Source organism: Candidatus Streptomyces philanthi, assembly GCF_059553635.1.
The window spans coordinates 16,182-30,367 of the sequence record NZ_JCANQV010000031.1; the positions used below are offsets into that span (position 1 = coordinate 16,182).

The following is a 14,186-nucleotide window of genomic DNA, read 5'->3' on the forward strand; positions in this document are numbered from 1 at the left end:
CCTCCTTCGCGGTCGCCGGGTGCGCCGATCGTCGGACCACTCCCGGGTGAAGTCAACACCGAAGGATTTACGCCGTGTTGACACGGGCAGGGTGATCATTTGTGCGAGGGCCGTCTCCGGTCCCCCGCCCGTACGCCCACACTCCAGGGGGGAAGCCATGACCGCGTCCGTACCGTCTCCCGGCCCGGGGACGTACCCCTTCGCGCTGCCGCCGGAGGACCGGGTGCTCAGCCCGTACACCGGTTGGACCCGCGCCCACTGGGAGGCCGCGGCCGACGGCCTGCTGCGCGCCACCGCCGCCCACGCCTCCCCGCGCCAGGGCCTGATCAGCCTTCCCGGCGCCCGCCCCAGCGTCTCCGGGACCCGCTCCGACGGCCTCGAAGGGTTCGCGCGGACGTTCCTGCTCGCCGCCTTCCGGGTCGCGGGCGACGGCGGGCGCGACACCGGCGGCGTCCTCGACCGCTACGCCGAGGGCCTGGCGTCCGGCACGGCAGCGCCGGTCGCCGACGGGCAGCTGACGGCGGACAGCCCCGACTCCTGGCCGCGGATCGACGCCGTACGGCAGGCGTTCGTGGAGTCCGCGTCGGTGGCGCTGGGGCTGCGGCTGACCCGTGAGGTGCTGTGGGACCGGCTCGACGACGGGGTCCGCGCCCGGATCGCCGAGTGGCTGATGCCCGCCCTCGGCCCGTCCCCGATGGACAACAACTGGTGGCTGTTCGGCCTCACCGTCGGCGGCTTCCTCGGCGATGTCGGCATCGAGACGGACCGCAGCCGGCTCGCCGTGGAGCGGGCGCTGGAGCACGTCGAGGAGTGGTACCGCGGCGACGGCTGGTACAGCGACGGCCCCAACCGCTCCTTCGACCACTACAACGGCTGGGCCCTGCACTTCTACCCCCTGCTGCACGCCCATCTCGCGGGCGACACCGCCCTGCTCGCCCGGCTCGGCGCCCGCCTCCACGACCACCTCGCCCACTTCTCCCGCCTCTTCGACGCCAACGGCGCCCCGCTGCCCTTCGGCCGCTCCCTCACCTACCGCTTCGCCGCGGCGGCGGCCCCCTGGATCGGCGCGCTCACCGGCCACACCCCCCTCACCCCGGGCGCCACCCGCCGCCTCGCCTCCGGGGCGCTGCGCCACTTCCTCGACCGGGGCGCGGTCACCGCCGACGGCCTGCTGCCGCTCGGCTGGTACGGCCCGTACGAACCCCTCGTCCAGATCTACTCGGGACCGGCGTCGCCCTACTGGGCGTCCAAGGGCTTCGCGGGACTGCTGCTGCCCGCCGACCACCCGGCCTGGACCGACCCGGAGGAGGCGGTCCCCGCCGAGACCGCCGACGCGGCCCTCCCGCTGGGACCGACCGGGCTGCTGCTCCAGTCCACCGCCTCCGACGGCCTGGTCCGCGTCCACAACCACGGCAGCACCCCGCCGTGGCCGGTCCCCGACCCGTACTACACCCGCTTCGCCTACTCCACCCGCACCGGCCCGACGGCGCCCGTGCCCGGCCCACTCTCCGGCCCGGTCCCGCCGGAGATGGCGGAGACCTCTCCGGGGGCCACCGCCAACCCCGGGTCCGGCCTCCGCCCCGCCCCCGGCGGCGACCCCGCGGCGCTCACCGACAACCACTTCGCGCTGCTCGTCGACGGCCTGCCCACCACCCGGGGCGCCGCCGCGCCGCACGGCGACGGCCCCGACTGGGCGGCCTCCGTCCACACCCCGCTGCGCGCCGACGGCGGCGCGCTCGACGGCGTCGAGGTCCGCTCCCTCACCGTGGTGCACGGCCGGGCCGAACTCCGCGTCCACGTCGTCACCGGCGCCGCGCCCGGCACCCCCGTCCGCCAGACGGGCTGGGCCGTCACACCCGACGGGCCCACCGCCCAGCTCCACCCGGTGCACGGCTACGACGGCCCGGCCCGCACCGAGGAGACCGGCGACACCCCGTACGGGCCCGTCACCCGTACGGCCGTCCTGGAGGGCACCGTCCCCGCGGGCCGCGCCGTCTTCGCCGCGCTGGCCTCGCTGACCGGCGACGCGGACCCGGCGCCCGCCGACGCCCTCGCGGAGGTGGACCTGGAGGACGAGGCCGTACGGATCGTCTGGTCCGACGGCAGGACGACCCGGGTCCCGCTGCCCTGAGCACGACGGCGGGGGCCGCACCCGGCCCCCGCCGCACCCGGCCCCCGCCGTCGTCCGCGTCAGCGCGGCCCGTACTTCCGGCCGGTCCGCGAGGTCAGCCCCCCGAGCACACCGCGCGGCGCCAGCTTCACGGCGCCCATCAGCGCCTTGTAGCGCGGGTCGGGGATGGACAGCGACTTGCCGCGGACCAGGTCCTTCATCGCGGCGTCCACCAGCTTGTCGGCGTCCAGCCACAGCCAGCCGGGGATGTTGTCGGTGCCCATCCCGGCCCGCTCGTGGAACTCGGTCCGCACGAAACCGGGGCACAGGGCCATCAGGCGCACCCCGCTGCCCGCCAGGTCCCGCGCGGCGCCCTGGGTGAACTGCACCACCCACGCCTTGGAGGCCCCGTACGTCCCGCGCGGCACGAACGCCGCCACCGACGCGACATTGACCACCGCGCCGCGCCGCCGGTCCCGCATCCCGCGCACCGCGGTGGTGGTCAGCCGCAGCACCGCCTCGCAGTGCACCTTCAGCATCTTCAGCTCGTCGGCCATCGGCACGTCGAGGTACTCGCCCTTGTTGCCGAAGCCCGCGTTGTTGACCAGCAGGTCCACCGGGTGCTTGCGGTCGCCGAGCCGGGTCTCGACGGCGGTGATCCCCTCGTCGGTCGCCAGGTCGGCGCTCAGCACCTCCGCCTCGATGCCGTGCCGGTCGTGGAGTTCGGTCGCCTGCTCGTTCAGCCGCTTCTCGTCGCGCGCCACCAGGACCAGGTTGTGGCCGTCACCGGCCAGCCGACGGGCGAAGGCCGCCCCGATGCCCGCGGTCGCTCCCGTGATCAATGCAGTCGTCATACCGGAACGCTATCCGCCCGGAGCATGACACGAGCGCACGTACGAGGGGACCGGACGGGCCGGCCGGCCCCTACCCGGCCTGCTCCCTGTTCTGTACGTACTTCAGTGCCTGCTTCCTGCCCTCCGGGTGCAGCGCCTCGCCCGCCTCCAGCAGCCGCGGCAGTAGCTCCCGCTCGGTCGTCTCGGCCCGGAACATCAGGCCCACGGTCACCTCGTGCTCCGGACGGAACTCCACCTCGACCGTGTCGCCCGCGCGGATCTCGCCCGGTACGAGGACCCGCAGATACGCGCCCGGCATCCCGGCCCGCGTGAACCGCTTGATCCAGCCGGTTTCGCCGAGCGCCCCCTGGAACGTCCGGCACGGGATACGCGGCGAGGTCACCTCCAGCAGCACCTGCCCGCCGATCCGCCAGCGCTCGCCGATCCGGGCGCCGGTGACATCGACGCCCGAGGTGGTGAGGTTCTCCCCGAACACGCCGTTGCCCAGTTCACGGCCCAGCTCCCGCTCCCAGACGTCCAGGTCCTCCCGGGCGTACGCGTACACGGCCTGGTCGTCGCCGCCGTGGTGGCGCAGGTCGACCACCGCGTCCCCGGCGAGCCCGCTGCCCCCGGTGCCCTTGGGGCCCGGCGCGGCGACCGCCACCGGTCCCTCCACGGGACGTTTGACGATCCCGGTGCGCCCACCGGGGCCACTGGTGTGCTCGGAGGGCGTCGCCCGGCCCACATTGACGGTCAGCAGCTTCATACGGTGCTCCCTGGATTCCTCGGTTCTCGCCGGCATCGCCGCCGTACGGGCGGGTGCGGGCGGCCCACGCTATGCCGGGGAAATCCGGCGCGTCGAGGGAAGATCAAAGCGTCACGTCGTTTTCCCGCGATCACTCCAAGTTTCCCTTATGCTCGAAACATGATCGAGGCCCGCCATCTGCGTGTGCTGCGCGCCGTCGCCGCCACCGGCTCCTTCTCCGCCGCCGCCCGCGAACTGGGCTGCACCCAGCCGGCCGTCAGCCAGCAGATGAAGGCCCTGGAGCAGTCGGCCGGCACGCCGCTGCTGGTCCGCGCGGGCCGGGAGATGCGGCTGACGGAGGCGGGCGAGGCGCTGGTGCGCCATGCCGCGGGCATCCTGGCGGGCCTCACCGCCGCCGAGGAGGAGGTCGCCGCGATCGCGGGGCTGCGGGCCGGCCGGGTGCGGCTGGTCTCCTTCCCGTCCGGCAGCTCGACGCTGGTGCCCACCGCGCTGGCGGCGATGCGCGCGGCGCACCCCGGTACCCGGGTCTCCCTGGTCGAGGCCGAGCCGCCGCGCTCGATCGACATGCTGCGCAACGGGGACTGCGAGATCGCGCTGGCGTTCCGCTATCCGGAGGTGCGCGACGCCGACCGGGTGGCCGCCGCCGAGTGGGAGGACCTGGTGGTCCGGCCGATCCTCGCGGACCGGCTCGTCGGCCTCGTCCCCGAGGGGCATCGGCTGGCGGGGGCGGAGGCGGCGTGCTTCGCCGATCTGGCGGACGAGCCGTGGATCGCGGGCTGCCCGCGCTGCCGGCGCCATCTGGTCGAGGTGTGCGAGCGTGCCGGCTTCACCCCGCGCATCGACTTCGCCACCGACGACTACCCCGCGGTGATCGGGCTGGTCGGCGCGGGTCTGGGAGTGGCCGCGCTGCCCGAGCTGACGCTGGCGTCGGTACGGCCCAAGGGTGCCGCGACGGTCCGTCTCGAACCGGCCGTGCACCGGGAGATCGTCGCGCTCACCCTGCCGGATCTGGAGCGGGTGCCCGCGGTGGCGTGGATGCTGGACCAGCTGGTGTACGCGCCGCGTACGTGACGCGTTCTCGACCCCGGTGACCGGGGCGCGCGGTCTCAGGCGCCGGCCGCGCTCGCGTGGGTGGTCAGGGAGGCCGCGGGGACCAGCCGGTGGCGGGCCCGGCCCATGAGTTCCTCGCGTTCGTCCTCGGTCAGTCCGCCCCAGACCCCGTAGGGCTCGCGGACGGCCAGGGCATGCGCCGCGCACTCGGCCCGTACGGGGCAGCGCATGCAGACCTCCTTCGCCGATGTCTCACGCGCGCTGCGGGCCGCTCCGCGCTCGCCCTCCGGGTGGAAGAACAGCGAGCTGTCGACGCCGCGGCAGGCGGCGAGCAGCTGCCAGTCCCAGAGGTCTGCGTTCGGGCCCGGGAGGCGGGAGAAATCTGCCATGGCGTGTCCCCTCGAAGCGATGCTGTGTCGGGCTCGGTGCTGAAGACGGTACATCTACTGTGTAAGTAGATGTAAATATGACTCATTGCGAATCTAGCCGCAGTTGGCGCCAAAATGGAAGAAAGGGAGCCAAATAGGGCATAAGGTGTGCGCGGGTGTCGGCCATCCGGTGTGTCGTCTGCGTATCCGGGCCCTCACGCAGCGTGCCGAAGTCGGTCTCCGAACCCGTAACTCTTTCGAGTGACCGTCGTTGAGTGTGCGGAGGCGGTTGGCAGAGGGAGCCCTCGGGCGTGTGTCCGAGGCCCTCCAACCGCACAGGTGACGACATGTACCAGCCTGGAGGCTCAAGGTGACGCGCATCAGCTGCGGAGGACGGTCATGACATCCGTCCTCGTCTGCGACGACTCCCCGCTTGCCCGAGAGGCGCTGCGCCGGGCGGTTGCGACCGTCCCCGGCGTCGAGCGCGTGACGACGGCCGCCAACGGCGAGGAAGTCCTCCGCCGCTGGGGCGCCGATCGTTCGGATCTGATTCTGATGGACGTACGGATGCCCGGACTCGGCGGCGTCGAGACCGTGCGCCGTCTGCTGTCCGCCGACCCCGGCGCCCGGATCATCATGCTCACGGTCGCCGAGGACCTCGACGGCGTCGCGCTCGCGGTCGCCGCCGGTGCCCGCGGCTATCTGCACAAGGACGCCTCGCGCGCCGAACTGCGGGCGACGGTGACCCAGGCGCTGGCCGACCCGACGTGGCGGCTCGCCCCGCGCCGGCTGCGGTCCGCGGAGATGGGCGCCGCCCCGACGCTCACCGCCCGCGAGATCCAGGTCCTGGAGGGGATGAGTCACGGCCGCTCCAACGCGGAGATCGGCCGTGAGCTGTTCCTCTCCGAGGACACCGTCAAGACGCACGCCCGGCGCCTGTTCAAGAAACTCGGCGCCTCCGACCGCGCACACGCGGTGGCCCTCGGCTTCCGCTGGGGCCTGGTCCGCTGATCCGTGGCGACGTGCTCCGACGCGGGGGAGTGAGCATCCCCGCCCGCCACGTGGCGGGCGGGGCGAAAGAGTCCGAGGTGTTCCCCGCGTGTTCCGCGCCCGCCGCCCCCGGCCCCGGGCGTCGGACGGCACCGCGGCGGCCCGATTCCCCGCGCGGTGCCGCATCCTTGAGGTATGGAGTTCCTCGGGGACGGGCCGGTCGGGCACGAGGGGAGGGCGCAGGACATGGCAGCCGGCGCACCTGCCGCTCATAACGCTTCCACGCACAAGTACGGACCTGATGCCGCGGACGGTTCCGCGCCAAGGCACCATGGACCGATGCGCGATGACCGGACACAGGCGATCGGCGACCTCGTCGCACGCGCCGTGGAGGGCGATCAGCGGGCCACGCACGACCTCCTGGCCCATGTGCACCCCCTCGCGCTGCGCTACTGCCGCACCCGCCTCTCCCGGCTGCCCGGTGACGCCCGCCACTTCGTCGAGGACCTGGCGCAGGAGGTCTGCGTCGCGGTGCTGTGCGCGCTGCCGCGCTACCGCGACACCGGCAAGCCCTTCGAGGCGTTCGTCTTCGCCATCGCCGGCCACAAGGTCGCCGATCTCCAGCGCGCCGCGATGCGCGGCCCCGGCAGCACGGCGTTCCCCTCGGACGAGATGCCCGAGCAGCCCGACAGCTCCCTGGGGCCCGAGGAACGCGCGCTGCTGAGCAGCGACGCGGAGTGGGCCAAGAAACTCCTGGCGAATCTCCCCGAGCACCAGCGGGAACTGGTACTGCTGCGGGTCGCCGTCGGGCTGACGGCGGAGGAGACCGGGCAGATGCTGGGAATGTCCCCCGGCGCGGTCCGGGTCGCCCAGCACCGCGCGCTCAGCAGACTGCGGGCGCTCGCCGAACAGTGAGCGGCCGCCGTACGGACGGATACCCGGCCGGAAACGGACGGAGGAACGTACCAGTGACGAGCCCCTCATCACTCGTGGAATGAGCCACTCCTCCAGGCCGTTAGCATGGACGTCCGCGCTGAGGCAAGAGCATTGGGAAGGTGTCATGAGTGACAACGTCGACGGTATGCCCGCCAAATTCGCCATGCTCGGGCTGACATACGACGACGTGCTGCTGCTTCCCGGAGCGTCGGAGGTGCTGCCGAACGCGGTCAGCACCGCCTCCCGGGTGTCGCGCAACGTCCGTGTGAACATCCCGCTGCTGTCCGCCGCCATGGACAAGGTCACCGAGGCACGGATGGCGATCGCCATGGCCCGCCAGGGTGGCGCGGGCGTGCTGCACCGCAATCTGTCCATCGAGGACCAGGCCAACCAGGTCGACCTGGTCAAGCGCTCCGAGTCCGGCATGGTCACCGACCCGATCACCGTGCACCCGGACGCCACGCTCGCCGACGCGGACGCGCTGTGCGCCAAGTTCCGCATCAGTGGTGTGCCGGTCACGGACGCCGCGGGCAAGCTGCTGGGCATCGTCACCAACCGCGACATGGCCTTCGAGTCGGACCGCAGCCGCCAGGTCCGCGAGGTCATGACGCCGATGCCGCTGGTCACCGGCAAGGTCGGCATCTCCGGCGAGGACGCCATCGAGCTGCTGCGCCGCCACAAGATCGAGAAGCTGCCGCTGGTCGACGACGCGGGCGTCCTCAAGGGCCTGATCACGGTCAAGGACTTCGTCAAGGCCGAGCAGTACCCGAACGCCGCCAAGGACGCCGAGGGCCGGCTGGTCGTCGGTGCCGCCGTCGGTGTCGGCGACGCGGCGTACGACCGGGCGCAGGCGCTGGTCGAGGCCGGTGCCGACTTCCTCGTCGTGGACAGCGCGCACGGCCACAGCCGCGGCATCCTCGACATGATCGCCAAGATCAAGTCCAACATCTCCGTCGACGTCGTCGGCGGCAACGTCGCCACCCGCGACGGCGCCCAGGCGCTGATCGACGCGGGCGTCGACGGCGTGAAGGTCGGTGTCGGCCCCGGCTCGATCTGCACCACCCGTGTGGTCGCCGGCATCGGCGTGCCGCAGGTGACGGCGATCTACGAGGCGGCGCAGGCGTGCGGTGACGCGGGCGTCCCGCTCATCGGCGACGGCGGCCTCCAGTACTCCGGTGACATCGCCAAGGCCATCGCGGCCGGCGCCGACACGGTGATGCTGGGCTCGCTGCTGGCCGGCTGCGAGGAGTCGCCGGGCGAGATGGTCTTCATCAACGGCAAGCAGTTCAAGTCGTACCGCGGCATGGGCTCGCTGGGCGCCATGCAGTCCCGCGGCCAGGGCCGGTCCTACTCCAAGGACCGCTACTTCCAGGACAACGTCCTCTCCGAGGACAAGCTGGTCCCCGAGGGCATCGAGGGCCAGGTGCCCTACCGCGGCCCGCTGGCCTCCGTCGCCCACCAGCTCGTCGGCGGCCTGCGCGCCTCCATGGGCTACGTCGGCTCCGCGGACATCGCCGAGCTGAAGGACAAGGGCCGCTTCGTCCGCATCACCGCCGCGGGCCTCAAGGAGAGCCACCCGCACGACATCCAGATGACCACCGAGGCGCCGAACTACAACCGACGCTGACCACGCGGAGGCACTCCGCCTCGGCCCGCGGCCCTACCCCGGCCGCGGGCCGAGGCGTGTCGGGGATACTGGACGTGGCAGAGGTAGCCCAGGAAAGGGAAAGGCCACACACGTGACTGAGATCGAGATCGGACGCGGCAAGCGCGGCCGCCGGGCGTACGCCTTCGACGACATCGCCGTCGTCCCGAGTCGCCGCACCCGCGACCCGAAGGAGGTCTCGATCGCCTGGCAGATCGACGCCTACCGTTTTGACCTGCCGTTCCTGGCGGCCCCCATGGACTCCGTCGTCTCGCCCGAGACCGCGATCCGCATCGGCGAGCTGGGCGGCCTCGGCGTCCTCAACCTCGAAGGGCTCTGGACCCGCTACGAGGACCCCGCGCCGCTGCTCGCGGAGATCGCCGAGCTGGACGGCGCCACCGCCACCAAGCGGCTCCAGGAGATCTACGCCGCGCCGATCAAGGAGGAGCTGATCGGCCAGCGCATCAAGGAGGTGCGCGACGCGGGTGTCGTCACCGCCGCGGCGCTCTCCCCGCAGCGCACGGCCCAGTTCTCCAAGGCCGTCGTCGACGCGGGCGTGGACATCTTCGTCATCCGCGGCACCACCGTCTCCGCCGAGCACGTCTCCTCGGCCGCCGAGCCGCTGAACCTCAAGCAGTTCATCTACGAGCTGGATGTCCCGGTCATCGTCGGCGGCTGCGCCACGTACACCGCGGCCCTGCACCTGATGCGCACCGGCGCGGCGGGCGTCCTCGTCGGCTTCGGCGGCGGCGCCGCGCACACCACCCGCAATGTGCTGGGCATCCAGGTGCCGATGGCGACGGCGGTCGCCGATGTCGCCGCCGCGCGCCGCGACTACATGGACGAGTCCGGCGGCCGCTACGTCCACGTCATCGCCGACGGCGGCGTGGGCCACTCCGGTGACCTGCCGAAGGCCATCGCCTGCGGCGCCGACGCCGTGATGATGGGCTCCCCGCTGGCCCGCGCCACCGACGCGCCGGGCCGCGGCCACCACTGGGGCATGGAGGCGGTCCACGAGGACGTGCCGCGCGGCAAGCGCGTCGACCTCGGCGCCGTCGGCACCACCGAGGAGGTGCTGCTCGGCCCGTCCACCACCCCGGACGGGACGATGAACTTCTTCGGCGCGCTGCGCCGGGCCATGGCGACGACCGGCTACTCCGAGCTGAAGGAGTTCCAGCGGGTCGAGGTCACGGTCGCGCCGGGGCGCTGACCTTTTCCGCGGGGGCCGGTGGCCGGGTGACGCCCGGCCACCGGCCCTTTCGCGTGGTCACAGCCGCTGGGCGGAGCCCGCGGGGGTGACGCCCCGGGTGTCGAGGAGCAGCCGCGCCTTCACGGACAGGCCCTGGAGGTCGTAGGCGCGGTGCGGTTGGAGCAGGACGGTCAGATCGGCGTCGGCGGCGGCCTCGTAGAGGGAGTCGGCGCGGGGGACGGCGCGGCCGGGGACGTGCCAGTGGGGGACGTGCGGGTCGTGGTACGTGACCTGGGCGCCGAGGCTGCCGAGGCGGGAGGCGATCTCGCGGGCGGGGGAGCCCTCCTGGTCGGTGGTGTCCGGTTTGTAGGTGACGCCGACGAGCAGGACGCGGGCGCCGCGGGCGGACTTGCCGTGCTCGTTGAGGAGGGCGGTGCAGCGCCGGACGACATAGCGGGGCATCCGGCCGTTGACCTCCTGGGCGAGGGCGGCCATGCGCAGCGGGCGGCCGGCGAGGGGGCGGTGCGGGCCGGGGACATGGCCGCCGACGCCGGGGCCGGGGTGGAAGCGCTGGAAGCCGAAGGGCTTGGTCTCGGCGCAGCGGATGACGTCCCACAGGTCGACGCCGATGTCGTGGCAGAAGACGGCCATCTCGTTCATCAGGGCGATGTTGACGTGCCGGTAGGTGCTCTCCAGCACCTTGGCGGCCTCGGCCTCGCGCAGCCCGCGGGCGCGGACGACCTTGTCGGTCAGGCGCGAGTAGAACGCGGCGGCGGCCTCGGTGCAGGCGGGGGTGAGGCCGCCGATGACCTTGGGAATGTCGCGGTAGCGGTGGACGCGGTTGCCGGGGTCGTGGCGGTTGGGGGCGCAGGCGAGGTGGAAGTCGCGGCCCGCGGTGAGTCCTGACCCCTCTTCGAGCAGGGGGCGCAGCACGTCCTCGGTGGTGCCGGGGTAGCCGGTCGATTCGAGGACGACGGTGGTGTGCGGGCGCAGGTGGGCGGCGAGGGTGCGGGCGGCGTCGGTGACGGCGCCGAGGTCGAGGGTGCGGTCCTCGCGGAGGGGGGTGGGGGCGCAGATGACGGCGGTGCGGACCTTGCCGAGGGCGGTGGGGTCGGTGGTGGTGCGGAAGCCGCCGGCGAGGAGGCGGCGGATCTCGGTGGGAGAGAGGGGGCCGCCGGTGACCGAGGGCGCGGTCGCGTGGGGTGCGGGGTCGTAGCCGAGGGTGCCGATGCCGGCGGAGGTGGCGGCCTGGGCGAGGGGGAGGCCGAGGTGGCCGAGTCCGATGACGGCGAGGTCTGCGGGCATGGCTGGTGGGCCCGTCCTTCCCGAGCGGTACGCGGGGCTCATAAGTAGACTAAGCGGACATTAGGCCCAGAACGGGGATTGGTACCGCGGTGTTGCCGTCGGGGGCGGAGGGGGACACCGGCACACGGCGCCCACGGAACCGGGCGCCGCAGACGTGTCCCGACCACAGCGGGAGGCAGTGGTGAAGACAGCGGCACTGGGACCGGCGCAGCGCGCCGAGGCATTCGCCCGGATGGCGGAACGAGAACTGGACATCCTCGTCGTCGGCGGCGGTGTCGTCGGCGCCGGCACCGCACTCGACGCGGCGACCCGCGGCCTGTCCACCGGCCTCGTCGAGGCCCGCGACTGGGCCGCCGGAACGTCGAGCCGCTCCAGCAAACTCATCCACGGCGGACTGCGCTATCTGGAGATGCTGGACTTCGCCCTCGTCCGGGAGGCGCTCAAGGAACGCGGACTGCTGCTCCAGCGGCTCGCCCCCCACCTCGTCAAACCCGTGCCGTTCCTCTACCCGCTGCGGCACAAGGGCTGGGAACGCTGGTACGTCGGCTCCGGCGTCGCGCTCTACGACGGCATGGCCCTCTCCTCCGGCTACGGCCGCGGCCTGCCCCTCCACCGCCACCTCTCCCGCGCCCGCGCCCTGCGGGTGGCGCCCTGCCTGCGCAAGGACGCCCTCGTCGGCGCGTTGCAGTACTACGACGCGCAGACGGACGACGCGCGCTTCGTCGCCACCCTGGTGCGCACCGCCGCCCGTTACGGCGCGCACGCCGTCAACCGGGCGCGGGTCACGGGCTTCCTGCGCGAGGGCGAGCGGGTGGTCGGCGCCCGGGTGGAGGACGCCGAGGGCGGCCGGACGTACGAGATCCGGGCCCGGCAGATCGTCAACGCCACCGGCGTGTGGACCGACGACACCCAGGCACTCATCGGCGAACGCGGCCAGTTCCACGTTCGCGCCTCCAAGGGCATCCACCTCGTCGTCCCCAAGGACCGCATCCACGCGTCGAGCGGGCTGATCCTGCGTACGGAGAAAAGCGTGCTGTTCGTCATCCCCTGGGGACGACACTGGATCATCGGGACGACGGACACCGACTGGGACCTCGACAAGGCCCACCCCGCGGCCTCCAGCGCCGACATCGACTACCTCCTCGACCATGTGAACTCCGTCCTCGCCACCCCCCTGACCCGCGACGACGTCGAGGGCGTCTACGCCGGACTGCGGCCCCTGCTGGCCGGCGAGTCGGACGCCACCAGCAAGCTGTCGCGCGAGCACACCGTGGCCCACCCCGTCCCCGGACTCGTCGTCGTCGCGGGCGGCAAGTACACGACGTACCGGGTGATGGCCAAGGACGCGGTGGACGAGGCCGCCCACGGCCTGGACGGGCGGGTCGCCGCGTGCGTCACCGAGGACGTGCCGCTGGCCGGCGCCGAGGGCTACCGCGCGCTGTGGAACGCGCGGGCCGCCACCGCCGCCCGCTGCGGCCTGCACACCGTCCGCGTCGAACACCTCCTCGACCGCTACGGCTCGCTCACCGGGGAACTCCTGGAACTGATCGCCGCCGACCCCTCCCTGGGCGAGCCCCTCACCGGCGCCGACGACTATCTGCGTGCGGAGGCCGTCTATGCCTGTACGCACGAGGGGGCACGCCATCTGGACGATGTCCTCACCCGCCGTACGCGTATCTCGATCGAGACCTTCGACCGCGGCACCCGCTGCGCCCGCGAGGTCGCCGGGCTGATGGCGCCCGCGCTGGGCTGGGACGAGGCTCAGGTCGAGAAGGAGATCACCCACTACGAGAAGCGGGTCGAGGCGGAGCGCGAGTCGCAGCGGCAGCCGGACGACCTGACGGCGGACGCGGCCCGGCTCGGGGCCCCCGACATCGTGCCCCTGTAGCGGACCGGAGGCCCCCGCCGCGGCCCCCGCGGGCGACCCCTTCGCGCCGCCGCCGTGCCCCGGACCGCCGGTACGGGTCCGGCCACGGGGGCGGCCCCGGGCTACCGCACGGCCAGGGATGAGGGAGAATGAAGGCTCTGCCAGGGTGGGTTGTCCGAGTTGGGTCGGTTTGGTGGTCGAAGGAGAATCGCAGCCGCCAACTCGGCTGGAAAGCAGAGGGGATTCAGTGGGCGACGAGGTCGAGATGGACGGCAAGGAGGGCAGGCTGCTCGCCGGCCGTTACCGGCTCGCCGATGTTCTCGGCCGTGGTGGCATGGGCACCGTCTGGCGGGCACGCGACGAGGTGCTGGGCCGTACGGTCGCCATCAAGGAGCTGCGGTTCCCCGGCGGCGTCGAGGAGGACGAGAAGCGCCGCCTGATCACCCGTACGCTGCGCGAGGCCAAGGCCATCGCCCGCATCCGCAGCAACGGCGCCGTGACGGTCTACGACGTGGTCGAGGAGGACGACCGCCCGTGGATCGTGATGGAGCTGGTCGAGGGCCGCTCCCTCGCCGAACTGGTGCGCGACGACGGTCCGCTGTCCCCGCGCCGGGCCGCCGAGGTCGGCCTGGCGGTCCTGGACGTCCTGTGCGCCGCCCACCGCGAGGGCATCCTCCACCGCGACGTGAAGCCGTCCAACGTGCTGATGGCCGACGACGGCCGCGTCGTCCTCACCGACTTCGGCATCGCCCAGGTCGAGGGCGACCCCTCCGTGACCTCGACCGGCATGCTCGTCGGCGCCCCCTCCTACATCTCCCCGGAGCGGGCCCGCGGCCAGAAGCCCGGCCCGCCGTCCGACCTGTGGTCCCTGGGCGGGCTGCTGTACGCCTGCGTCGAGGGCGTCCCCCCGTACGACAAGGGCTCCGCGATCGCCACCCTGACCGCGGTGATGACCGAGCCGCTGGAGCCGCCGAAGAGCGCGGGCCCCCTGGAGGAGGTCATCTACGGCCTCCTGGCCAAGGACCCGGCCGCCCGGCTGGACGACGAGGGCGCCCGCGCCCTGCTCAACCGCGCCCTCAACGCGGCCGAGGCCCCCGCGCCCGTGGACGCCACCCAGGCCATGGCGC

The 14,186-nt window shown here is 73.1% G+C and carries 12 protein-coding genes; 8 read left to right on the forward strand and 4 right to left on the reverse strand.

What is annotated here, in order from left to right:
- The first annotated feature begins 157 nt into the window (after positions 1-157).
- Entirely contained in the window at positions 158-2,131 is a 1,974-nt protein-coding gene (locus AC51EU_RS06510) for a DUF2264 domain-containing protein (protein ID WP_496265696.1), read from the forward strand.
- Between the two features lie 59 nt (positions 2,132-2,190).
- Here AC51EU_RS06510 and AC51EU_RS06515 read toward each other — a convergent pair whose 3' ends face one another.
- Positions 2,191-2,964, reverse strand: coding sequence for an SDR family NAD(P)-dependent oxidoreductase (locus tag AC51EU_RS06515; RefSeq protein WP_496265697.1), 774 nt, complete (start codon positions 2,962-2,964; stop codon positions 2,191-2,193).
- 70 nt (positions 2,965-3,034) lie between these two features.
- Positions 3,035-3,709, reverse strand: coding sequence for an MOSC domain-containing protein (locus AC51EU_RS06520; RefSeq protein ID WP_496265698.1), 675 nt, complete (start codon positions 3,707-3,709; stop codon positions 3,035-3,037).
- 159 nt (positions 3,710-3,868) lie between these two features.
- On the opposite strand from AC51EU_RS06520, the gene AC51EU_RS06525 reads away from it, so the two are divergent.
- On the forward strand, positions 3,869-4,780 hold the full coding sequence (locus AC51EU_RS06525; RefSeq protein WP_496265699.1) for a LysR family transcriptional regulator: 912 nt from the start codon (positions 3,869-3,871) through the stop codon (positions 4,778-4,780).
- A 35-nt stretch (positions 4,781-4,815) separates the two neighbouring features.
- On the opposite strand, the gene AC51EU_RS06530 is transcribed toward AC51EU_RS06525, so the two are convergent.
- Positions 4,816-5,148 (reverse strand): WhiB family transcriptional regulator, encoded by a 333-nt coding sequence (locus AC51EU_RS06530; protein ID WP_496265700.1) that lies wholly within the window; start codon positions 5,146-5,148, stop codon positions 4,816-4,818.
- Positions 5,149-5,526: 378 nt separating this feature from the next.
- On the opposite strand from AC51EU_RS06530, the gene AC51EU_RS06535 reads away from it, so the two are divergent.
- The 4 genes from AC51EU_RS06535 to AC51EU_RS06550 all read left to right on the forward strand — a co-directional run bounded on the left by AC51EU_RS06535 (position 5,527) and on the right by AC51EU_RS06550 (position 9,908).
- Positions 5,527-6,138, forward strand: a complete 612-nt coding sequence (locus AC51EU_RS06535) for a response regulator transcription factor (RefSeq protein WP_003948568.1) — start codon at positions 5,527-5,529, stop codon at positions 6,136-6,138.
- Positions 6,139-6,363: 225 nt separating this feature from the next.
- The gene (locus tag AC51EU_RS06540; RefSeq protein WP_496265701.1) at positions 6,364-7,032 is read left to right on the forward strand and encodes a sigma-70 family RNA polymerase sigma factor; all 669 of its coding nucleotides are present in this window, start codon (positions 6,364-6,366) and stop codon (positions 7,030-7,032) included.
- A gap of 145 nt (positions 7,033-7,177) precedes the next feature.
- Positions 7,178-8,680 carry an IMP dehydrogenase gene (gene guaB, locus AC51EU_RS06545; protein WP_496265702.1) on the forward strand — a complete coding sequence of 501 codons (1,503 nt, stop codon included), beginning with the start codon at positions 7,178-7,180 and terminating at the stop codon, positions 8,678-8,680.
- A 112-nt stretch (positions 8,681-8,792) separates the two neighbouring features.
- Positions 8,793-9,908, forward strand: coding sequence for a GuaB3 family IMP dehydrogenase-related protein (locus tag AC51EU_RS06550; protein WP_496265703.1), 1,116 nt, complete (start codon positions 8,793-8,795; stop codon positions 9,906-9,908).
- A gap of 57 nt (positions 9,909-9,965) precedes the next feature.
- Here AC51EU_RS06550 and AC51EU_RS06555 read toward each other — a convergent pair whose 3' ends face one another.
- Entirely contained in the window at positions 9,966-11,192 is a 1,227-nt protein-coding gene (locus AC51EU_RS06555) for a nucleotide sugar dehydrogenase (RefSeq protein WP_496265704.1), read from the reverse strand.
- 181 nt (positions 11,193-11,373) lie between these two features.
- On the opposite strand from AC51EU_RS06555, the gene AC51EU_RS06560 reads away from it, so the two are divergent.
- Both AC51EU_RS06560 and AC51EU_RS06565 read left to right on the forward strand, forming a co-directional pair.
- A complete protein-coding gene (locus tag AC51EU_RS06560) occupies positions 11,374-13,080 on the forward strand; it encodes a glycerol-3-phosphate dehydrogenase/oxidase (RefSeq protein ID WP_496265705.1) in 1,707 nt (568 codons plus the stop codon).
- A 244-nt stretch (positions 13,081-13,324) separates the two neighbouring features.
- A partial coding sequence (locus AC51EU_RS06565; protein WP_496265708.1) for a serine/threonine-protein kinase occupies positions 13,325-14,186 on the forward strand: 862 nt, incomplete at its 3' end.